This is a genomic window from Chryseobacterium cucumeris, from assembly GCF_016775705.1.
In the GTDB taxonomy this organism is placed as follows: domain Bacteria; phylum Bacteroidota; class Bacteroidia; order Flavobacteriales; family Weeksellaceae; genus Chryseobacterium; species Chryseobacterium cupriresistens.
Window position 1 is genome coordinate 2,741,750 of sequence record NZ_CP068760.1, and the last position, 21,366, is coordinate 2,763,115.

Consider the following 21,366-nt stretch of genomic DNA (forward strand, 5'->3'; position numbering starts at 1 on the left):
GCTGAAACAGACATCTAATTGATTTTCTTCGTCTTATATAGAAATTTGGATTGATTTTATTTATTTCACAATAATTAGATATATTTGCAGTGATTCTCATTATAAGAGTTTCATGGTTATTAGTTTTTAATCCCCAATCTAGTGGGGATTTTTTTACTAAGACACCTTCCTTTCTGCAGAATATTGTTAAATGTGTGATAAATTTCAGGAATCTGGTTCTAAGAGATTTCAACACAGATCAGAACACCTTCGTTATAACTGTATCCATAACCAAACCCATAACTTCCTCCGCCGCTTACTTTTTCTGTTTCTGAAAAAACTCTTCTGGAACTTGATATTCCTTCCGAGCTGTACTGGTAATTATAACGACCCGAAGTAATAGGTACAACAGAAATGATCCTGGCATTTTGTGAAGCCAGCTTTTCAAGTTCAGTATTTACATCAGAGGATAATTTTTCACCATCAATTTCCGAATCTGACCATCCTACAATTTTTGGGGATATGATCCTTTTAGTAATTTGTTTTTCTTGTCCTAACCAGTTCCTTTTTGTCTCTCCTGTTGGTACATCATCTGCTAAATTTTGTATTATAGCCTTGAAATGTGCAGGAACGAATATGGTTTTTATCATGTGATAATAATTTAGAAAATTAAATTCAAAATTTGGACTCATCTTGATTCGATGAACCAAAATATATATATTGTAAGTTACGAAATTTTATGACAAATTTTTCTATATAGATGTTTTTAATTGTAAGAAAATTCACATTCTAAGTTATCCCGAAATGAAAATTGAATTATTTCACAGAATATATTTGAAGCATTTCTAGAAATGACTTTTTGATAAAAAAAGCCTGAATAAAACTTCAGGCTTCAATTAAGTTCGATAAGAATCATTTTTTAGTTGTAGAAGGCTTGCTTCCACCTCCAGAAGTTTTTGGAGGATTGTTTCCTCTATTATCTCCCGATGGATTTCCGGTTTTACTTGGCCAGTTTTTGTTTGAATTACTCATTTTTTAGTTTGTTTTTATGCCTACTACTTTTAATGTCACTGTTGGGCTGGTTTTGACAATATCATTCAATTCGAATAATATGCCAAATGTTAAAAAATGTTAAAATAATTTTATCTGTCAGTTTAGTCATTATAATCAAAATCCGCTAACGGATGCTTAATCTTTTCATTTGAAGGAATCATTGAATTCAATCTAATAATAACTTTCAACACTTGTTCAAAGAGAAGAAAAAGGTTTTTCGATGAAATATTGTTAGTCTGATTCTGAATTAGCTCCAGCTTAACTTTTGAGGTATCAACTATCGAAGTTTTATCTTCAATATCTATTGCTTGTTTAGGTTTGGTATTTATTCCAAAATTATGCATGGTATTTCGCAGGTAAAAAAAGTATAGAATCACTTTCTTCTCATCTGCACTTATACCGTTAAATAAACTAATGGTCTTAAGTAAATTTTCGAAAGTTATTTTAATTGAAGTGTTATTTATATCATTAACTTTTGCCTCGTAATGACGAGCTATTGCTCTGATGTTGCTTTCAATTGAAATAAAAAGAGCATTGAAAAGAGCATCTTTGATAAAGCCTTGATAGTTATAATTTACGACCTCAAGTTCTTCTACAGCGAATTCCTCTGAGATGTTAGCGTTGACAAATTTGATGTCCTCTAATTTTTCGGATAGTATCAGTGAAATGTAATAGTTCTGAATGCTCTGCGAGATTGAATGCATCGTAATACTTCTGATATCCTCTTCATCAGCATGAAGGTTATTTAAGCTTGCAAAATTCAATAATTTGAAAATAAGATCAATTTTTTCGTTAAGTTTCATAGTTCAGTTTATTATGTTAATTACGTGAGGTTAATTTAATTCAAAATATCTAACTACTTTTTCTCCTAATAAACTATAATTGGTTAAGTTGACAGGATTCCAATCCAAGTCTAAATTTGCAACTGCTGTTTGAAAATTCGTCAAAGTATTGGTGCCGAACGACCAAAAATCGTGCTCATGCTCTGCCTTATTATTATCAAGAATATTAAATAGAATATCATAAAATTGCTGGATTAAAGTGTTGTCCAGCAGATTTAAGGTCATAATGGCAAGATAGCTTTTTTCACGATCAAATCTTGGCTCATCCTTCAATGAAATAAAATGCCCAAGAATTATTCCCATTAGAATTTCATTACTCAAAAGTGAACTCTCGAAATTCTTTAAATTAACCAAAGGTTGTGATTTCCAATGCCCCTGGTCTGCTGATGCGTATAAAACTCTGCCAAGATAAATACTTTTTTCCAAATCAAAAGAGTTTATAGTTCTAAGTCCTAGATCGCTGTTTATGAATTTTACTACATTATCTTGCTGGGAAAACTGCCAGCTTATAAGCTCTTCTATTATTCTCTCGTACTGCTTTTCAGAATTACCATAGTAGTAAATTGAATTTAAAAAGGATAAACTATCCAGCTTAGAAAAATACTTTATTTTATATTCTTCTTCTAAAATATTCAAACTCTGTAAATTTTGATAGATACTGCTTAACTGTAATAAAGCTTCTTTATCTTCCAGAGTGCTATAGTAATTAATTAAAATATCTTTAATACGATTGTCAGATTTATTCCAGAAGTTTTCATCAATAACGCATAGGGAGAACTCCAAAGGATAATCAAGTGCCTTTTTTTCAAAAAGCCAGTTGCTGTCATCGAAACTGAGAGAAGTTTGGGACATTAGATTTTTTACAATCAATTCTATTTTTCTTATTTCATTTGGCTTGTCCTTATTACTACCATAATGAAAAAACAAACTTTTAAAATAGTAAGGGTGCAGCCTATCCTTTATTCTTACAAGTGTGTTATTAGCTAATTCCAAAATTTTATTTTCATCACTATCTACTAAATGAGGTTTAAGAATTAAATTACTGCAAAATTCATCAATATAATTCCTATTAAAATCAACCTCGTGGGCTAAGACGATATTTACGGCTTGAGCGATTATGAAATCTAATTGTTCTATCGTTGGATTGGTATTATAAGGATGTGCAAAAAGACATCTTTGCCCCCATAGAAATTCTATTGTAGCTGCCTGAGTTGGTAGAATAATTTCACAAGTAGTACACTGCTCAAATATCTTTCTGTCGGTCGACTGTCCATTTCTTTCCAGGTTCTCAATCTCTGTAACTGCTGTCTTCGCCCTGCTGTCGTCTAACGCAGCAAGTTGATGTAATTTGCTTTTTAGAGATTCAATGATATTAATCCAAGCCATAATATATGAAGAGCGGTAGTGACCGCTTTCCATCGTTGCTATAACTTCATCAAATAAAATAAAGTCATTGGGGTTTAAAATTCTATCTCGTAATGCTGCGTATTTTTCGTCCATAAATTATGATTATTAGTTTTTTTAATGTTCTTAAATTTACACAAAAGTGCTCTTATTTCTCATTTAACAAGAATTCTATGGAGAATACATTCATTTTTTGTTCATGAGATTTTATCTGATTAACTATGGTGCTTATTTTATCATTATCCAAAGTTAGAGTTTCATTTAGCAATGCCTTTCGCAGCTTCAGATCCTCTTCGAAATAGCTTATCAATTCTAGATGTACACTATTCTTATGTACTGGTGCCGTGATAGATTTTAATTTTGTTATCGTATCGTTTAAATATGAAATACGGGAGGACAAGTTTTCCTGAATCATCAATAACTTTTGTATAACATTGGCTTCATTGCTGATCTCCGTATCATTATAAATTGATTCAAATCTTCCCTCAATCATTATTTTCTTTATTTTTCTTTTCCAATTTTCAGTTAAAAACAATGATTGAAAAAATTTTAGGTCAAGTAGAATACCGGCTAACAGATCTTCATGAAGTCCACGTAGATTTTCGAGATTCACATTTGATATAGCTCTGTTATGAGCCTCTTCTCTTCTTAATTTATTAAAATCATCCATCAAACTTTCAAACTGGATAGAACTTTGAAAATAGGATTTGAATAATTCGTAGTTACTTAGAATAATTTCTTTCACTTGGTATATAAATGTGTAATCAATAAGAATATCGCCATCAGTACAATCTACATCAAAATTGTTAAAATAGATTTTCTTAACATCTCTTGCTATCTTATTGTCTACGCCTGTTTCCCACCAGTCATTTCCAAAATTGTCTCTAAGCTTGATCTTAACGATTTCTCTGAGACCATTCTCAATTTCAGAAATTATCTGCTTTGCCTGAACAAGTCGAGAATCTTCCGTATTTTCCTGAAAAAAAGCTGATGAAAGCCATTCTATCGATCCTACTTCTCCAATCAGTTCCGCTTTGGTTTTACTCGATATAGCATATAGAATTTCATTGTCTTCCTCATCATAAGCTCTGACAGCATAGTTTTTCAGATTAATATTCTCATATTGATTATTTCTGAAAAAACTATTAAAGCAGCCTAGGATAGGAGCCATTTCTAATTTTATGTCATACGAATTTCTTGAGACGGGATAAAAATCGCAGCAGAGTGTATCTTCGTTTATAAGGTATACATCTCTAACATTTATTTCTTTACAAGCACTGTTAAAAAAATGAAGTGTTTTAAGTGCTCCAGTAACCATTTTGGTTAAATTCTCTATAGTTATCATTCTTATTGTTTCAAAATTAATTTGCGTTAATACTCAAATATAAAAAGTGGATTTTTTAGAACACCTAAGATTTTTCCTTTGCTTTTAGATTCTTACTAAATTCCTCTAAAACTTTAAATTGTAAATGGTTTATTATATCAAGAACGTAGCTTAAATGCTTTTCAGCATTATGAATAGCAAAATTCATCACTTGTATAGATTGGTACTGTGGCAATTTTAAAGTTGTCTCAAAATCTGGGTTATCTTGCAATGAAATATTAGTCAGTAATTGCTCTCCTTTTAAAATATTTAGCGGAGTAAAATGGGAGAAACCATCGCGAAATTTTAATTTATGTTCACTTACTTCGTCTGCCTCTTCTGTAGTGAGTATTTTGTATTTTATACATTTCTGAATATTTTTCTCCATACTTTTTCCGGCATACTGTCTATCTGCCTGCAAGTATTTTTTTATAATTTCCTCATCATCATAATTAATAACACTTCCTACCTCAAATTGTATCAAAGTCAGTTTCACTGCTCTTTCAAGAAGTAAATTAGTATTTGTGATGCTCGGAATATATGCACCAATAATCAAACAGTTGACTGAATCTTTTATATGTTGTTGCAGATCGCTGAATAAAAACAGATTGTGTCCATATAAGTACTTTTTATATTGTTCATATGTCGTTTGAATTGCTTTATCGAAGGTTTCTTTAAGATCATCCTTGTTAGCATTATCAATAACTTTTGCCAATTTTTTAAATTCCTCATCATCTTCTTTGAAAGAATTTAAATTATGACCTTTATATTTCCATTTCTGGTTTTTTTCGACTTTATCCATAATTATATTTTAACATTTACAAGGTTTTTTTTCTAGAAAATCCGGTTCTCCATAATATGTAAATTTAACTTCACAGTCAGGACATTCATAGACCATCATCTTATTACCACATTTCATACAAAGTCCATTTATACTATGATTATTATCATGAATATTCAATGTATCATATACTACTGATTTTTTTCCTTCACAAGCTTCGCAGTTAATGTATCCAGCAGCATTAAAAAGATCCAAATTACAACAATAACATATTTCATTGTTTGGAGAAAACGTCCGATTAAAGCAATTTATACATTCATACGCTAAACCAGAATATTCTATTGCCATATTATGCATTTCATCAATATATGGTCGAAATGAAATTAACTTGTTGAAGTCTTCTTTGTCTAAATACTCTTCGTAGAACTCTGAAGGACTTTCAAATTCAAAGCTTATATCTGTTAATAAAGGCATCAATAAATGTGTAACAGCGAAGATCAATTCTTTTTTGAGATTAATTATTTCTTCATCAGATAAAAACAAGTTGAGATGTATTAGTTTGTTTCTATATAATTGAAATCTAGTGAGATGCTCGAAATGGACATCAGAAAAAAATACTAAATCCCTATTATCATTCAAGATACTTTTTAGCTCTTCATAAGTTTTAGTTTTCAAATGATTTTGTTTGAACTTTTCCAAAAGCTCTTCATTGGATAAAGTTCTGTTACTTTTTAAAATCGCGTTGATATCAACTTCTTTTATTAAGTAAGCTTTTAGTGATAATTCAATTGATGTCTGAATGTGTAGGCACGAAATAATTGCAATTTCCGTATCAAAAATCTTTCGGTCATTCTGTATAATTTCTTTAATTCCACGTTTTAAAAACAGAACTGCATTTTTATAAATTGTCGAGTATATTTCCTGAATGTAAGTATCCATTTTGAGATGATTTAATTATATTATTTGTTGATGGTTATGGTTTTCTATCATACAAAATAAACAAGTAAGTACGCAATGATTTTACATACTTAAAAATAATTGTAATTTAATTGAAATAGTTAAGTTTTAAGAGCGTAATTTATGACCATTTCTTTAAAATTTCAGCGGAATTAAAGGCTTCTATAATTTCTGATCTGGAAACCAGAGCAAATATTGAAATTGAACTTTTGAAGAACAACATTGAAATCGAGAAGAGTAAAGATATTGTAGATATTGCTTTTGTCCGTAGAAAACACAATGACTTTCTGAAAGTAAAGAAGATAGTGTGCAAGCTTAAGATTCATATAACAATAAGAACAATTTAAGAAAGTAAAAAGCTCAAAAATAACAAAGAGAATTTATCAAGATATTCTTTTATAATTAACTAAATCTTTTATCTGATTATTCTTTAGATTTCAATCTGATATGAGGTAATCCGAAATGGAATTGCATATAGGAGTTAATATTTTATTAGATAATGAGTGATGAGAGTTTAGCAATTTTATCTAAATCTTCTACAAAAGTGTTCGGAAAATGCACCGCTGAGGTCACAAAGACGGACGAAACATTTTTTTTAATGTTTTGTCCGTCTTTTTTTGTTTGCAAACTATTGTTATATGTAAGATGTAGGGTAGTGCAAAATTTAATTTGGTGTCCGAAACGCATTTTCTTCAAACTCAAGTTTTTCCGCTAAAATAGACTGTTTTGTTTCTGTATTTCCTTCTGAGTATAGCTTTGATAGATTCGGTATCACTTCTAAAACTTTTTCAACCCAATGTTTTATTTCCAGGTCTTTTCTTGGCATCTTCTGATTTTGCAATTCCATTTCTAAGCTATCAGGCTCCATCGATCTTTGGGTGAACTCATTCTCAATATGAGAAAGCCACCATATTCCAATTTTTTCAAAAGTGTAGAAAATTCTTTTTGAGCTTTTATTGATTTCTAATAAATAACTACTGCTAAAATAAGGGAAATTAGAAAGTATCTATCCATTTGTAAAGATCTGTATCAGAAGAGATTCCAAATGATTTCCTCAGCCTGCTTTTCCTTGACTGAACTGTACGTATTGAAATATGATTGTATTCCGCAATATCTTTTGTAGTGAAATTCAGCTTGAGAAGAGCACATAGTTTAAACTCTTCTGATGTAATTTCCGGATTTACATGCATGAGGTTTTCATATAATCCGGGAAATGATTGTTTTATTTTTGGTATGAACGCGATGTCGTCATTCATAGCCATTTTTACAAGATTTTCTAAATCTATATCGTCTTTCTTATCCAGCCTCGTACGTATATTAGCAATTATATTCTGGCTACGAAGGACTTTTCTGTACAGCTCCAAAACAGTAAAATGTTTTAGCAGAATAAAATATCCGAAAATTGCAAACCATATAAATACTTGTAAAAAAGTAAAAAGTCTCTGATTTCTTGAAAATTCTAAATTTCCGGCATTTTTAATCCTGAATATTCTAAAATCATAATAATGGCTTATGAGAAATAAAACAAACGCCGTAGCAAAAACAGCTATAATATACTTTAATTTTTTCTTTGTGTTAAAAATAAATAACGAAGTCATGAGCAGCAAAAAATAATATAATGACAAGCCATTTTCAAAACCTGAAGTGGATGAAAAGAAGAAAACCAATAGCATAGCAAGCTCTATAACAATAAAGCATATCATGATATTTTGCCGGGCCTTAGTAAAAAAGAAAAGAATAAGAAAAATACTGCCTAGCACAAACAATAACAAAAAATAGCCCTCAAACCCAAACAGCAAATCTCTGAATCCGCTTACAAGCAAAACTATTCCTATAGAAAATGCGAATAAATTTAATATTTGGGCATCCAGACGTTCAAATCTGTCAGCAGTGGGATCAATATGCAGATTCTGTATATAATTCCAAATTTTACGTAACATTGGTCATAAATATTTGTTAAAAGATACTACTTATTTGTAGTTGAAAATTATTTCTGTAAAATTAATTTTCCATAAAAATGTAAGCTAAAATATACCAAGTGATTAAGTAATGTTAAATCTTTATAGAGGCTTGTACAAAATACTGAAATTAGTAGGTCAGAAATTGTAGTTTTAAATGCTCTGAATGTTTTTTACTACAAAAAGGTAAACTATATCATCTGCCATTTTTAATACCATAATAAAAGTCATAGTCATATTTTTGTAGACACTTCACACAATTTCATTTATACTTTATCCTCAACGGATTTTTTAGACTATTGGTTTTCTGTTTTTTTATCTGCATCAGGTTTTGAAAATGGTTTGTCATTGTGTTGTTTTTTTGGTTCTCAGAACTTCATACAAGGTTAATGGTAATTGTAATATTATCAGATTTCCATTTGCGTAGCACAGGAATTTCTGGTTTTTAATGCTGTTAATTAAATGATCTATTATTGTTTATTGTAATGTATTGAAAATTAGAAAATTAAGTGTGTTTTGTTCTTTTGGTGGTATCTATGCCGTATATTTTACCGTGTTGATAAGGTATCTGTAGCGTATGGTATTTCTTTATTTAAGCTTAAAATAAGATCAATTTTACAGCTCAATTCCAATGAGGTGAAAATGTATTTTAAGAATAAGAGTTACAATATGACAAAGGCATCAGGTATGCTTCTTTTGCTTTGCTCTTTTTGTAAGATATATGCTCAATTATATATTGGAAAAAGTTGTGATCTCTATATTAAAGACAGTATTATTATTTCTTTGTTAGAGAGAAAAGATAGTCTGGTTTCATTATATATTAAAGCCAACACTAAAGTGCATAACCTGCAGCAAATGTCCAATATCAAGATTGTTGTACTTTCTTCTTCTTACTTACCAAAAACACAGCAGAGTTCTTTTAGTAATACTATAAAAAAAGCTAAAAAAAAGCAAGAAGAAAAAAGAGTTTTAAAATTGATTTCTGAACAGAAAATCTCCAGAGCTGAAAATGGTAAGTCAACTATCATTTTTTATGGAAAATCAGAAGATATTGCTATTATTATAACCAACACGTTGAAAGAAAAACAAGGAATATTACATAGAAAGCATAAGATATTTATCCTGTACGAAAAACAGTTTTGTCCAGAGCAATCTCTTAAAACCGATGTGTACGAAAGGGCTTTTCTGGCAGGACTACAAATCCGGTCTCCTCCCTCTTTCAAAATCATTTTATAGCAAAATAACAGGAACACAAATTCAAAATATAGTACTATGGAAAAGAGTACTCATAAGACTCTTTTCCGTTTTCCAAATTATCAAACAAAATGAAAAATAAATTTTATACAATTCTTGCCTTAGCGTTTGGCACATTAGCTTTCGCTCAAGTAGGCATCAATACGCAAAATCCACAAGGGATATTCAATATCGATGGTGGTAAAAACAATGCTGTAACAGGAACTCCAACGGCCGCACAATTAGCCAATGATTTTATTGTAACCAATTCAGGATCTACAGGTATTGGTGCAATTCCCGACGCATCTGCTATTCTGGAGCTTAATGTAAGTCAGCTTGCATCGGGCAGCCAAAAAGGGTTTTTAGGTCCACGAGTAGCTTTAACAGTATATAATGATGCGTCTACAATACCTAATCCTGCAGTTGGCTTATTGGTTTACAATCTGGGAACTCAGTCTACTTTTACCTTTAAGGGATATGTTTATTGGGACGGAACCCAATGGAGACCTTTGGATGGGCGCTCGTTACAGTCGGGAACGATAAGCGGTTTGAGATGTACTGACGTAACACTAAGCCCGCTTACCTATACCGCCGGAACTCCTTATCAGGGTACCATGTCGATTCCTTATTCAGGAGGCAATGCAGGAATATATGGTCCACAAACAATAGGACCTGTCAATGGTCTTACCGCAACACTTCCACAGGGTAATTTTGCGCAAGGATCAGGTACTTTAAATTATACTGTTTCCGGAATACCAACAGTATCCAGCCCCAATACAACAACATTTCCCATTTCGATAGGAGGGCAGAGCTGTAGTGCAACAGTAGGTGTTGGGAAAGTACTTGCACCTGGAGAGTATCAGTTCTTTACTTATACATTACCGGCGACGTATATAGGATTGCTGAGCACACAGGTTGGCGGTACTTATGATGCTATTTTAGGAGGAAAGTTAAAATTGGACCTTGATTTTAATGCAAGTTCCAATCAGGGTTCAGGAGCCGTTACCTACAATCCACGTTTGGTAAATGCCTCCAGTTCTAATATTAAAGTATGGTATTCGGCATTATCGAGCGTAGACCGCTTCCGCCGCTCGAACGTTTTATTAGCGCCTGGAGGTTATATGGAAACGGATAATGGAATTTATCTTAACTGGGGAGACAATATGAATAGCAGTTCTACTCCTGTAACAGCTACAAACTCCAGTGATAATTCTCAGGAGATAGAAACGGTAGATGTAATTGTTGACGGAATCTGGTATAGAGTAATCGTTTTTGTTTCTGTAGATAATTTAAATGATACTGATCCCAGCAATAATATCCGACGTGTCTTTATGACAGCACAAAGAATGTCATCCTATTGATATGAAATGATAAAATAGAACGGATGAGCTCACCTTAAATTCATTGTATCCGGCAGATGAATTCCGTCTGTCGGTTTATAAATACCCTTCAATTATAAGATTCTAAAAACACGGACTAATGAATTTTAAAGAGATTCCAATAGGGACATTGATTGAAAAAGAAGTTGCAGAAAGCGGGATAGAACTATCCCGTATCTGTAGCTTTATGAAATGTACTGAACAGGAAATAAAAGGAATGTACAAATCTTCAAGTATAGAAACAGAAAATCTGTTGAAATGGAGTAAATTATTAGAATATGATTTTTTCAGGCTGTATTCTCAGCATTTGATATTGTATGCCCCATCAATAGCAGGTAAAAGCATAGAAAATAGACAGAATAAAAAGCCAGGCTTACCTCAGTTTCGTAAAAATATTTACACAAGGGAAATCATTGATTTTATTCTGAGACAGATAGAATCAGGAGAAATGTCAAAGGCTGCAGTAATAGAGCATTATAAAATTCCTAAAACAACTTTGTATAAATGGATATATAAGTATAAAAGCGAAATAAATTAAATACAACATTTTATGGAAAAAATAGTTCCCGATTATAAAAGAATTTATAATGACATCATCGTAAAAGAGTTTCCGGAAAAAAGAGATTCCTGTCAACGATTATTAGAGAAAGAAAGTTTATCCGTTATGGATATTATGGAACTTAATGAAAAAATTTTTGGGATTCCGGATAAGGAAACTTTTGCTGCCAGTCAGAAGCATCGTTCATTTATGAAAAAGGATATACTTAAAATGCTTGATTATCAGAAAAAAAATAAACTTAATAACACTCAACTCGCCATTCACTTTAAATTAAGCCCAAACACAGTAACCAAATGGAAAAAGAGTTTTTTAATATAAAATGTTTTATAACAAACAGATTGGTTAACAAATAGGTACTAAAGATTAAATAAGGAGTCCTTTTATGGTAATGATGGTCGGAAGAAAAATCTTCCGACTTTTCTATTTTTTGACGTGTTTAATCGAATTTAAAATCACTTATTGTTAATTAAATTAATTGATGTTTGTCTTGTATACTTGCAGTTTATAATCAATTATTTATACTGCTTTAAGATGGCAGATTCTTTATATAATACACTCAACAATGAAAAAAGTCTTGGTAATGTCATATAATGTTATTAGCTTTATAATGAATTCCGAATGACAATATTATTACACCTCACTAAATTTATTAATCATGAAAAAGCAAATCTTTATCGTTGCGTTGTCTCTGGGAACAACCGCCTTAGGAACCCACCGGGTTATGGCACAACATTCAGAGCATGTGAGTACATCAGTCAATATTATTTTATCAGATGTTATTGCAATGGATATTGGCTCTGCTGCTTCAGAAGGCGCTGTAGATTTTAATTATGGGAACACAAAAGATTATAATTCATCAAAAAATGTGACCGTTCCCAATAGTTTAGTCATTATTTCCTCTAAAAATTTTGATGTAAAAGTAAAATCTGAAGGTGCACACTTTGTAAGTGGCGCAAATGTCATTCCTGTAGATATATTACAGGTAAAAGCAATACCAGGCGGAAGTATGGTGGGAACCCTGAATGAGGTCACTTTATCTCCAAATGATCAGGTGCTGGTGAGTAATGCAGGTTTAGGTACCAAACAGTCTTTAAATATTGCTTACTCTATTTCTGCGGAAAATGCATCCAAGGTACTTTTAGGAAAACCACAGGGAACTTACACACAAAAAATAACTTATACTGCCACTGCATTGTAAGTCAATACCAATTTTAAATAGAAAAGCCCTCGATACTACAAAAGTATCGAGGGCTTTCTCATTTATCATATGAATAAACCTTGTAGTGATTTTACTACATGAACTTCCTTTTTCCACTACAAAGAAACTTTTAGTACCACTATAAATTTGCAGTATACAAAAGATAACAATTAAGTAAAAAATAACAATAAAATATTACCATCATGAAAAAGCAAATCGTAATCACAGCCTTAACTTTTGGAGCAATGATACTGGGAACTAATAATGTTCAAGCTCAGAATACAACCGCAACTACAACCGTAAACATCACCCTGAACGATGTGATCTCTATCGACGCAGGAAGTACAGCCATTGGTAATACGGTAGATTTTAACTATGTTACTGCAGCAGACTATAACTCTGATCAGACAATTACTAAAGCCAACTCTTTAAAAGTTACTTCCACAAAGAATTTTAATGTTAAAGTAAAAGCAGGAGGGGCTAATTTTATGAATGGAACGAATTTAATCCCTGTCAATGTTCTGACAATCAAAGCCGCTACAGCTGCCGGAACCATGGGCGGAACAAAAAATACTGTAGTTTTATCTGCAACGGATCAGAATTTAGTTACCAACGCTCCTCTTGGAAGTGCCTTAACATTGAATCTGGATTACACTATTCCAGCGGCAAAATCATCATCTTCTGATATTTTAGGTAAGCCGGCCGGAACTTATACTCAAACAGTAACTTATACCGCGACGGCTTTATAATAAAAAAACACATCAATATATATGCCCTCAGCACTTTCCAGGTACTGAGGGTTTTCTATTTATCATGTGAATAAACTTTGTAGTGATTTTACTACACGAACTTCCTTTTTCCACTACAAAGAAAATTTTAGCACCACTATAAATTTGCAGTATACAAAAGATAATAATTAAATAAAAATAACAATAAAATATTACTGCCATGACAAAACTAATTACAATCACAGCCTTAACTTTTGGAGCAATCATATTTGGAACTAATAATGTTCAAGCTCAAAATACAACCGCAACTACAACCGTAAACATCACCCTGAACGATGTGATCTCTATCGATGCAGGAAGTACAGCCATTGGTAATACGGTAGATTTTAACTATGTTACTGCAGCAGACTATAACTCTGATCAGACAATTACTAAAGCCAACTCTTTAAAAGTTACTTCCACAAAGAACTTTAACGTTAAAGTAAAAGCAGGAGGCGCTAATTTTATGAATGGAACCAACTTAATTCCTGTCAATGTTCTGACGATCAAAGCAGCTACAGCAGCCGGAACAATGGGTGGAACAAAAAATACTGTAGTTTTATCTGCAACGGATCAGAATTTAGTTACCAACGCTCCTCTTGGAAGTGCCTTAACATTGAACCTGGACTATACTATTCCAGCGGCAAAATCATCATCTTCTGATATTTTAGGTAAGCCGGCCGGAACTTATACGCAGACAGTAACGTATACTGCAACAGCTTTATAAATTAATTTTTCATATTAATATTTTGTGATTTGGTGTTTCGAAGGCTTCCTCAGGGGGCCTTTGATTTTGTATGTATTGAACCGAGATAGCTAAAATTCAAAATCCGGTAATTTATATTACGACAGCTTTATAATAGAAATAGCAGTAATTTATATATGCCCTCAACATTTTCTAAGTTTTGAGGGCTTTTTCATTTATCATATGAATAAACCTTGTAGTGATTTTACTACACGAACTTCCTTTTTCCACTACAAAGAAAATTTTAGCACCACTATAAATTTGCAGTATACAAAAGATAACAATTAAATAAAAATAACAATAAAATATTACTGCCATGACAAAACTAATTACAATCACAGCCTTAACTTTTGGAGCAATCCTATTTGGAACTAATAATGTTCAAGCTCAAAATACAACCGCAACTACAACCGTAAACATCACCCTGAACGATGTGATCTCTATCGATGCAGGAAGTACAGCCATTGGTAATACGGTAGATTTTAACTATGTTACTGCAGCAGACTACAACTCTGATCAGACAATTACTAAAGCGAACTCTTTAAAAGTTACTTCCACAAAGAACTTTAACGTTAAAGTAAAAGCAGGAGGCGCTAATTTTATGAATGGAACCAACTTAATTCCTGTCAATGTTCTGACGATCAAAGCCGCTACAGCAGCCGGAACAATGGGTGGAACAAAAAATACTGTAGTTTTATCTGCAACGGATCAGAATTTAGTTACCAACGCTCCTCTTGGAAGTGCCTTAACATTGAACCTGGACTATACTATTCCAGCGGCAAAATCATCATCTTCTGATATTTTAGGTAAGCCGGCCGGAACTTATACGCAAACAGTAACTTATACCGCGACGGCTTTATAATAAAAAAGAAACTTTTATCATCGCTGTAGATTTTTCGTGTTCATAAAGAACAATTAAATTAAAATAACAATAAAGTATTACTGCCATGACAAGACTAATCACAATCACAGCCATAACTTTGGGAGCAATCCTATTTGGAACTAACAATGTGCAAGCTCAAAATACAACCGCAACCACAGCTGTAAACATTACCCTGAATGATGTCATCTCTATCGATGCAGGAAGTACAGCAATTGGTGGTATAGTTTCCTTTAACTATGTTACTGCAGCAGACTATAACTCTGATCAGACAATTACCAAAGCGAACTCTTTAAAAGTTACTTCCACAAAGAACTTTAATGTAAAGGTAAAAGCAGGGGGACCGAATTTCGTCAATGGTTCAAACTCAATCCCAGTGGATGTTTTGACAATCAAAGCTGCAGAAGCTTCCGGAAGTATGGGCGGAACAAAAAACGACGTGGTTTTATCCCCAGGAGAAAGAACTTTAGTATCCAATGCTCCTCTCGGAAGTGCCTTAACACTGAATCTGGACTACACCATCCCGGCAGCAAAATCATCATCTTCAGATATTTTAGGTAAACCGGCCGGAACTTATATACAAACAGTAACGTATACCGCGACTGCTTTATAATAAAAATTTTAGTTTAAAAGGTTCCTTTTGCTATGTTTTCAGTAGTTTTGGGAATCTTTTATTATTAAACTATTTACGCCATGCACAAATTCATTCCCCTTTTCATTTTCTTTATCCTTACAGGATCTTCTTCACTTCTGGCACAAAGTATTTCTATGTCGCCTACACGTTTGTTTTTTACCGGCAATCCGGGAGAAAAAGTAACAAAGACAGTCACGCTTCAGAACAGCTCGGATAAGGATTATGTCTTTAATCTCAACTCTAAAGACTGGTTCAGAGAAGAAGACGGAAATAAGGTTTATCTTGAAGCAGGCAGTTCAAAAACGTCTAATGCTTCCTGGGTATCTACCTTAGAAAACACTGTAACAGTTCCTGCGAAAAGTACAAAGGAGATTGCAGTAACCATGCAGATTCCTGCAAACGCATCACAATCTGCCGTTACGAACAGTATGTTGTTTTTTACCCAGCTTCCTCAGCAGGCAGATAAGGCACGTGTTCAGAACGGTATTGGTATTATCACCTTATTTGAGGTGGGACTTCACATCTTTTATACTCCACCGGGAAACCATGTAAAAAGTCTGGATATTACCAATATTGCAGAAGTGAGCAATGAGAATGCAGCGAACAGAAAAGTCGCAGTAAGCATTCACAATGATGGAAACACCATTAATGATGCTACCGTTGAGTTTGAACTCACCAACACAGACAGTGGCAAAGAAATAAAATTACCCGCAATTTCAATCTCCATGCTTCCGGATACCAATCAGGTCGTTCAGTTTTCTTTACCGGAGAACATTTCAGGGAACTTTCTTGGCGTGGTTATCGTCAAAATGGCAGAATCCAATGATTTACGTGTAGGAGAAAAAAACTTTAAATTTTAATAGTAAGTCTTGAAACCACAGAATGGAATATCAACCTCAGTACTAAGAAGAACAATCTTATTTTTTATATTTGTTCTTCTGCACTTTTCGTGGGCCTTTGCGCAGGAAAAAAAGGATATTCAAATCCATTTTGAAAACGACAGTTTAGCTGTTGAAAAAGGTTCTACCTTTACTAATTTCCTGGTCATTGAGAATAAAAGTTCTGAAGAGATTATTATTCAGAATATTATTCCTCAGGAAAACTATCCGGGGTTGCTTTTCTATCCCAAAAATGACTTTACCTTAGGCGCTGGTCAGTCTAAAAATCTTCCTGTGAAACTGATTGCCAACGTGGATTTTATGAAACTTAGATCCAATAAGATCCAATTCCAGGTTTCGTACGCCACTCCAACGGTCACCAGAACTGAAAGCGCCTCGTTCTTCGTTGCTAAGGGCGAGAACAAAAACATCGCAGTTTATACCGCCAGCTACGAAAATTTCATTAACCCTGCTTTACCTCAATCCTCAATTCTGCTGACTGTAGAAAATCAGGGGTATAGTAAACGCACCGTTAAAATTGATCTGCAATCCATTCCTGATGGTTTGGAAATTTTGCCAAAACAACAGACTGTATCCCTGGAAGGTTTGGAAAAACAAACGGTTGAGATTAAAATTGCAGTCAGAAAACAGAATACACTTTATCCGGAATTTAATATTAATGCAATTGTCACAGACCTTCTTGATAATAAAATCGTGGGAAGCAACACGCTCTATTTAGTCATTTTATCGCACAACAGACAGATTGCCCGTGGAAATGAAGCGGTGAGCGGAAGTAACTTTGCGGAAATGAGCTATAATGAAAACAGTTCAGGTTTCAATTATCTCCAGTTGAGGGGAAACACAGCATTTCGTGTTACTGATAATGTAAAATCGCGCTTCAATATCGGTGCAGATTACTATGTTGAAGACGGCCTGTATAATCTCTATGATACCTGGCTGGAACTGGAGAGAAAAAATACGGTATTACGCTTGGGAAATGTTAACAGCAGCGATTACGATTACCCGGTTTTCGGAAGAGGCGGGAAGGTTTCTACCAGATTTGGTAAAAATAATCAGATTGAAGTTCTTGCGCTGGAAAATAATTATAATCTGTATGGCACTTTTTTCCAACAAACAGAAGGATCTACCATGGTAGGTACAAAATATGCTTTTGGGAATGCTAAATCTTTTAATGGGAAAGTGTCTTATATATTCGACCATGATCCGCGCTTTAACGTAGATACGCAGGTAGCGAATGCGGTAACATCATTGTTAGTCAGCGATAAACACACCATCCGAACGGAGGTGGGAGTCAGCCAGGAAAAAGGTCTTTTGAACAACGATGAAAATGCAGGAGCTTTACTGGGAGCCAATTACGAAGGGAAAATAGGGAAGTGGGATATACAATCTGTCAATTCCTTTGCGACCAAAAGTTATGCAGGGATCAAAAGGGGATCCTTTTTCTCAAATCAGAGGATCGGCCGCCAATTTTCTGCTGCTCAGCGCGCTTTTATACAATATCAGAACTCGCAGATAGAGCCTGAGTTTCTGAGTTTCCAGAGCGAGCCAATCCAACCTGGGAACACCGCTAATTTGCGTTATTATTTCAACAGTACAGAAGCTTTGGGACTAGGATATCAGTTTTCTTTAAAGAAATGGAATTTTCTACTGTCTCCAAAGGTTGAAAAGCAAAAAACAGCTAATTTTTACACATCACAGGAACTTTTTTCCTATAGGTTGGAAGCCAACATCAGTACTACTTTAGGTGCTCACGGATTGAACCTTACGGCGGAATATTCTTATTCAAAAGAGAATGATAAACCAGACTGGTTCAACAGTTTGAAAACAACCTTGTCTTACAGATATAAGTCATTCTCCCTCAACGGAACGGCCCAATGGAACGCAACAAGTGTCTTTGATTTAAATTCTTATTATAATGTAAACCGTAATTTCGCCAACTACAATGTATACGCCTCTTATAATTTCCAGATGTTTAACCATAATCTGACCGGATCTTTTTCAGCAGGAACCTTTTATTCGCAACTGTATCAAAATTTAAACAGCAATATCACAGGTAATCTGGAATATAAGATTTCGCCTTCCTGGTCCACCACAGGCTATTTTAATCTTTCCGGGTATAAATCTACCGCTGAATACGCAAGCAGCGGCAGTTATTACCAGTTCAGAGCGGGGATTAAAAAATATTTTACCACCGCTACGGCTCTTGGAAATCATAAAGTGGCTTTCCAGTTCTTTGAAGATAAAAATTTCAATGGACTTCTGGAATCCGGCGAATCGGTACTTGCTAATGAAATTGTAAAACTGGACAATTATGTAGCGATGACGGATAAGAATGGAAAAGTAGTCTTTCAGAATGTGCCCGAAGGTACTTACACACTGAAAGTGAACGAAAATGCAGGTGCCCGGTTGATGATGGATCCTTCCATTATGGTCCATAACAATATTAACCGCAAAGTGGGCCTGGTAAAAAACATCAGGGTAAGCGGGAAATTAACAGAGATCAGGCAGGCCTATGATGTTTTGGAAACGGATGTAACAGGAATAGTGGTGTATGCAAAAGGTGAAGATGGTGCAATCTATACTGCTGTGGTTAACCAAAGAAATGAGTTTGAGTTTTTCCTGAAAGATGGAAAATACAACCTCTATATTGAAAATGACAAATACAGCTATACACAACCTACCCAAACGATTCTGGTAACAAAAGAAGGGTATTCAAAAACCGTGGTTTTTGAATATAAGAAGAAAGACACCACCATTAAGGTGAAAAAGTTTTAAATTTAAAAGTATGAAAAAGATGAGGGCTTTTCTAATAGGAATTTTTATTGTTTTCTGCGGGTCTGCAGTCTCGAAAGCTCAGGATGTGTACCTGTCGGTTCCTGAAAGTAATATTTTTAACAGGACCGAATTTACCTCTGTACCTACAAGGGTAATGACGAACGCCAACAGAACCAACTGGGATTATGCCTTTTTGGGATTACTCCCAACCGCACCTACATTTACCTCTGTTTCAGGACCAACTTTTACTCACTCTTCTTCTTCACTTACTTTACCTTCTTCCACGCTTTTGTGGCAGTTGGAAAGTATGGGCGGCCAGCTGCCCTATACCGGAATTTCAGGCTATTTGCCAGGTTTTCAGTCGTTCAGTACAAGCGCTGTAAAATGGTTTGAACCGCCATCGATCAGTCTCGCGGGAGGATTCAACCGGGGAAACATCAATTTTACATTTAAAATTCCTGCCTCACAATTTACGGCCAATGCTTTCCGTGCCGGGAATTACTCCATGGATATCACTCAGAATTATAATGACTTCACACCCCGTAATTTTAAAACAATTTTAATTATTCCTTCATCTATACGATGGGTTGCAAACTCTTTAACAAAATACATAGAAATTTCTTCTTTGAATGACTATCGGAATACAAGCACTCGGGTGTGGGATTTGGGAAATACGGAAATCGCGAATACGGTTGATTTTAATTTTGGGGCGAAAGCTGCTTCCGCAAACATTCAGTTTACTTCTTCTAAAGGGGTTCCGGGAACCAGAAATATTGCCAGCATTAAATTGGGGAGTAACGGATCTGCACTTACCACCAAAGCTTTATCTGCCGATTTTCAGAATTTTTCCGCGGCTAATTTCAGTGTTGCAGCGGGAAACCGAAACAGCTTCACTCCCCAGCTTTATGTGTCTGCGGAAGATTTTAAAAACTTCTTTTTTGAAGCCGGAACCTACACGTTTGAATTGAACTTCAATGCCAGCAGTACAGATAACTCCATTAACAGCCTGCAAAATACGGCTGTTCAGTTGAAGGTGCTTCCCCTGTCGGAGATCACCATTCCCAGTTCCGGGCGCAATGTCAACTTCAATTTTAATACTGCTGCCCATTACACGGATGGTCAGTCACAAATGATTTCCAACCAGATTATGTTGTCTAATAATGAAAATTTTGAGCTCTATGTAAAATCGGACGAAAATTATTTCAAGAAAGGCGGTTTACAGACCAACATTAATTCCAATATATTACAAATTGGTGTGGATGGAAGTTCTGTAAGTGTACCTTTATCCAAAACTCCTCAAAAAATACTCTTTAACGGAGCTCCGGTTCTGGATCGGGGACTAAATGTAAGATACACCATTTCGCCTGCGGGTGCCCAAAGTTTGGTAGGGAAGGAAAATACCACTTACTCTGTCAATGTGTATTATAGTTTTACGGCAATTTAACCCTACTTTCTGAAATAGTTTTCTTATAGATCCGTTTAATAGCGATAATTCATTCTGAGCGTATTTTGTCCGGGCATTTTACAGCTGTACTTCCGTGATAGCAATTGACCGAAACCACAAAACTTTCCAAAAGATTTCCTGAAGTATCTCCATAGATGCGTTTTCTTCTTTGATGAGTTTCCTTCATCAGCCCTATATTTTTAGTACCTGTGGATGTATTTTGGTAGTCTGGCTATCAATGATTGCCACTTCAGGCTGCCATTTTTATCCTGTATCATTCAGCTTTTTGTGATCAGTAATCTGTTGATACTGTTCTATATTTCACCTTTTCTCTATTTTCGATACTACCGGTAAACAGTCTGCCAGAGTCAAAATTCTCATGGAATCTGACACAGTCTTTTTTGTGAGATAAAACAGGACCTGTATTATTTCAGGTAAATCCCATTTGATTTTTTTTTCACTAATATGATATTTTTTATAACTTGCCAGCTCCTGGAAGAAAGGTCTGAACTATAT

Annotated in this window: 21 protein-coding genes; 12 read left to right on the forward strand and 9 right to left on the reverse strand. The window is 34.2% G+C overall.

Annotated elements, in window-relative coordinates; translation table 11 throughout:
• Window positions 1–218: 218 nt before the first annotated feature.
• The 8 genes from JNG87_RS12295 to JNG87_RS12330 form a co-directional block, all read right to left on the reverse strand.
• Window positions 219–629 (reverse strand): hypothetical protein, encoded by a 411-nt coding sequence (locus JNG87_RS12295; protein WP_202838693.1) that lies wholly within the window; start codon window positions 627–629, stop codon window positions 219–221.
• A 504-nt stretch (window positions 630–1,133) separates the two neighbouring features.
• Window positions 1,134–1,835, reverse strand: a complete 702-nt coding sequence (locus JNG87_RS12300) for a hypothetical protein (RefSeq protein WP_202838694.1) — start codon at window positions 1,833–1,835, stop codon at window positions 1,134–1,136.
• 30 nt (window positions 1,836–1,865) lie between these two features.
• Window positions 1,866–3,374: a hypothetical protein gene (locus JNG87_RS12305; RefSeq protein WP_202838695.1), complete on the reverse strand. Its 1,509-nt coding sequence runs from the start codon at window positions 3,372–3,374 to the stop codon at window positions 1,866–1,868.
• 52 nt (window positions 3,375–3,426) lie between these two features.
• Window positions 3,427–4,623: a hypothetical protein gene (locus JNG87_RS12310; RefSeq protein WP_202838696.1), complete on the reverse strand. Its 1,197-nt coding sequence runs from the start codon at window positions 4,621–4,623 to the stop codon at window positions 3,427–3,429.
• Window positions 4,624–4,687: 64 nt separating this feature from the next.
• A complete protein-coding gene (locus tag JNG87_RS12315) occupies window positions 4,688–5,443 on the reverse strand; it encodes a hypothetical protein (RefSeq protein WP_202838697.1) in 756 nt (251 codons plus the stop codon).
• A gap of 9 nt (window positions 5,444–5,452) precedes the next feature.
• On the reverse strand, window positions 5,453–6,361 hold the full coding sequence (locus tag JNG87_RS12320) for a hypothetical protein (RefSeq protein ID WP_202838698.1): 909 nt from the start codon (window positions 6,359–6,361) through the stop codon (window positions 5,453–5,455).
• Window positions 6,362–7,043: 682 nt separating this feature from the next.
• Complete coding sequence (locus JNG87_RS12325; RefSeq protein WP_202838699.1) at window positions 7,044–7,205, reverse strand: hypothetical protein; 162 nt, start codon at window positions 7,203–7,205, stop codon at window positions 7,044–7,046.
• A gap of 169 nt (window positions 7,206–7,374) precedes the next feature.
• Window positions 7,375–7,635, reverse strand: coding sequence for a helix-turn-helix transcriptional regulator (locus JNG87_RS12330; RefSeq protein WP_202838700.1), 261 nt, complete (start codon window positions 7,633–7,635; stop codon window positions 7,375–7,377).
• Window positions 7,636–9,006: 1,371 nt separating this feature from the next.
• Between JNG87_RS12330 and JNG87_RS12335 the strand changes: the two genes are divergently transcribed.
• The 12 genes from JNG87_RS12335 to JNG87_RS12390 all read left to right on the forward strand — a co-directional run bounded on the left by JNG87_RS12335 (window position 9,007) and on the right by JNG87_RS12390 (window position 20,850).
• Window positions 9,007–9,573 carry a hypothetical protein gene (locus JNG87_RS12335; RefSeq protein ID WP_202838701.1) on the forward strand — a complete coding sequence of 189 codons (567 nt, stop codon included), beginning with the start codon at window positions 9,007–9,009 and terminating at the stop codon, window positions 9,571–9,573.
• A gap of 89 nt (window positions 9,574–9,662) precedes the next feature.
• Entirely contained in the window at window positions 9,663–10,931 is a 1,269-nt protein-coding gene (locus tag JNG87_RS12340) for a hypothetical protein (protein ID WP_202838702.1), read from the forward strand.
• Window positions 10,932–11,049: 118 nt separating this feature from the next.
• Window positions 11,050–11,487, forward strand: coding sequence for a transposase (locus JNG87_RS12345; protein ID WP_202838703.1), 438 nt, complete (start codon window positions 11,050–11,052; stop codon window positions 11,485–11,487).
• Window positions 11,488–11,499: 12 nt separating this feature from the next.
• On the forward strand, window positions 11,500–11,826 hold the full coding sequence (locus tag JNG87_RS12350) for a helix-turn-helix domain-containing protein (protein ID WP_202838704.1): 327 nt from the start codon (window positions 11,500–11,502) through the stop codon (window positions 11,824–11,826).
• A 337-nt stretch (window positions 11,827–12,163) separates the two neighbouring features.
• Window positions 12,164–12,706 (forward strand): peptidoglycan-binding protein LysM, encoded by a 543-nt coding sequence (locus tag JNG87_RS12355; RefSeq protein WP_202838705.1) that lies wholly within the window; start codon window positions 12,164–12,166, stop codon window positions 12,704–12,706.
• 203 nt (window positions 12,707–12,909) lie between these two features.
• The gene (locus tag JNG87_RS12360) at window positions 12,910–13,455 is read left to right on the forward strand and encodes a peptidoglycan-binding protein LysM (RefSeq protein WP_202838706.1); all 546 of its coding nucleotides are present in this window, start codon (window positions 12,910–12,912) and stop codon (window positions 13,453–13,455) included.
• A 199-nt stretch (window positions 13,456–13,654) separates the two neighbouring features.
• The gene (locus JNG87_RS12365) at window positions 13,655–14,200 is read left to right on the forward strand and encodes a peptidoglycan-binding protein LysM (protein WP_110011201.1); all 546 of its coding nucleotides are present in this window, start codon (window positions 13,655–13,657) and stop codon (window positions 14,198–14,200) included.
• 334 nt (window positions 14,201–14,534) lie between these two features.
• The gene (locus tag JNG87_RS12370; protein WP_202838707.1) at window positions 14,535–15,080 is read left to right on the forward strand and encodes a peptidoglycan-binding protein LysM; all 546 of its coding nucleotides are present in this window, start codon (window positions 14,535–14,537) and stop codon (window positions 15,078–15,080) included.
• A gap of 85 nt (window positions 15,081–15,165) precedes the next feature.
• Window positions 15,166–15,711 (forward strand): peptidoglycan-binding protein LysM, encoded by a 546-nt coding sequence (locus JNG87_RS12375; protein ID WP_202838708.1) that lies wholly within the window; start codon window positions 15,166–15,168, stop codon window positions 15,709–15,711.
• An 80-nt stretch (window positions 15,712–15,791) separates the two neighbouring features.
• On the forward strand, window positions 15,792–16,592 hold the full coding sequence (locus JNG87_RS12380) for a WxL protein peptidoglycan domain-containing protein (protein WP_227944132.1): 801 nt from the start codon (window positions 15,792–15,794) through the stop codon (window positions 16,590–16,592).
• 9 nt (window positions 16,593–16,601) lie between these two features.
• Window positions 16,602–19,406: a hypothetical protein gene (locus tag JNG87_RS12385; protein ID WP_238349582.1), complete on the forward strand. Its 2,805-nt coding sequence runs from the start codon at window positions 16,602–16,604 to the stop codon at window positions 19,404–19,406.
• A 10-nt stretch (window positions 19,407–19,416) separates the two neighbouring features.
• Window positions 19,417–20,850 carry a hypothetical protein gene (locus tag JNG87_RS12390; protein ID WP_202838709.1) on the forward strand — a complete coding sequence of 478 codons (1,434 nt, stop codon included), beginning with the start codon at window positions 19,417–19,419 and terminating at the stop codon, window positions 20,848–20,850.
• Between the two features lie 49 nt (window positions 20,851–20,899).
• On the opposite strand, the gene JNG87_RS12395 is transcribed toward JNG87_RS12390, so the two are convergent.
• A complete protein-coding gene (locus JNG87_RS12395) occupies window positions 20,900–21,037 on the reverse strand; it encodes a hypothetical protein (RefSeq protein WP_202838710.1) in 138 nt (45 codons plus the stop codon).
• Window positions 21,038–21,366: the final 329 nt, after the last annotated feature.

Coding starts and splice junctions, on each gene's coding strand:
- JNG87_RS12350 (WP_202838704.1), top strand. CDS start 11,500: ATGGAAAAAATAGTTCCCGATTATAAAAGAATTTATAATGACATCATC.
- JNG87_RS12370 (WP_202838707.1), top strand. CDS start 14,535: ATGACAAAACTAATTACAATCACAGCCTTAACTTTTGGAGCAATCCTA.
- JNG87_RS12345 (WP_202838703.1), top strand. CDS start 11,050: ATGAATTTTAAAGAGATTCCAATAGGGACATTGATTGAAAAAGAAGTT.
- JNG87_RS12375 (WP_202838708.1), top strand. CDS start 15,166: ATGACAAGACTAATCACAATCACAGCCATAACTTTGGGAGCAATCCTA.
- JNG87_RS12315 (WP_202838697.1), bottom strand. CDS start 5,443: ATGGATAAAGTCGAAAAAAACCAGAAATGGAAATATAAAGGTCATAAT.
- JNG87_RS12380 (WP_227944132.1), top strand. CDS start 15,792: ATGCACAAATTCATTCCCCTTTTCATTTTCTTTATCCTTACAGGATCT.
- JNG87_RS12295 (WP_202838693.1), bottom strand. CDS start 629: ATGATAAAAACCATATTCGTTCCTGCACATTTCAAGGCTATAATACAA.
- JNG87_RS12365 (WP_110011201.1), top strand. CDS start 13,655: ATGACAAAACTAATTACAATCACAGCCTTAACTTTTGGAGCAATCATA.
- JNG87_RS12340 (WP_202838702.1), top strand. CDS start 9,663: ATGAAAAATAAATTTTATACAATTCTTGCCTTAGCGTTTGGCACATTA.
- JNG87_RS12305 (WP_202838695.1), bottom strand. CDS start 3,374: ATGGACGAAAAATACGCAGCATTACGAGATAGAATTTTAAACCCCAAT.
- JNG87_RS12390 (WP_202838709.1), top strand. CDS start 19,417: ATGAAAAAGATGAGGGCTTTTCTAATAGGAATTTTTATTGTTTTCTGC.
- JNG87_RS12310 (WP_202838696.1), bottom strand. CDS start 4,623: ATGATAACTATAGAGAATTTAACCAAAATGGTTACTGGAGCACTTAAA.
- JNG87_RS12330 (WP_202838700.1), bottom strand. CDS start 7,635: ATGAATGACGACATCGCGTTCATACCAAAAATAAAACAATCATTTCCC.
- JNG87_RS12320 (WP_202838698.1), bottom strand. CDS start 6,361: ATGGATACTTACATTCAGGAAATATACTCGACAATTTATAAAAATGCA.
- JNG87_RS12300 (WP_202838694.1), bottom strand. CDS start 1,835: ATGAAACTTAACGAAAAAATTGATCTTATTTTCAAATTATTGAATTTT.
- JNG87_RS12335 (WP_202838701.1), top strand. CDS start 9,007: ATGACAAAGGCATCAGGTATGCTTCTTTTGCTTTGCTCTTTTTGTAAG.
- JNG87_RS12355 (WP_202838705.1), top strand. CDS start 12,164: ATGAAAAAGCAAATCTTTATCGTTGCGTTGTCTCTGGGAACAACCGCC.
- JNG87_RS12360 (WP_202838706.1), top strand. CDS start 12,910: ATGAAAAAGCAAATCGTAATCACAGCCTTAACTTTTGGAGCAATGATA.
- JNG87_RS12325 (WP_202838699.1), bottom strand. CDS start 7,205: ATGCCAAGAAAAGACCTGGAAATAAAACATTGGGTTGAAAAAGTTTTA.
- JNG87_RS12395 (WP_202838710.1), bottom strand. CDS start 21,037: ATGAAGGAAACTCATCAAAGAAGAAAACGCATCTATGGAGATACTTCA.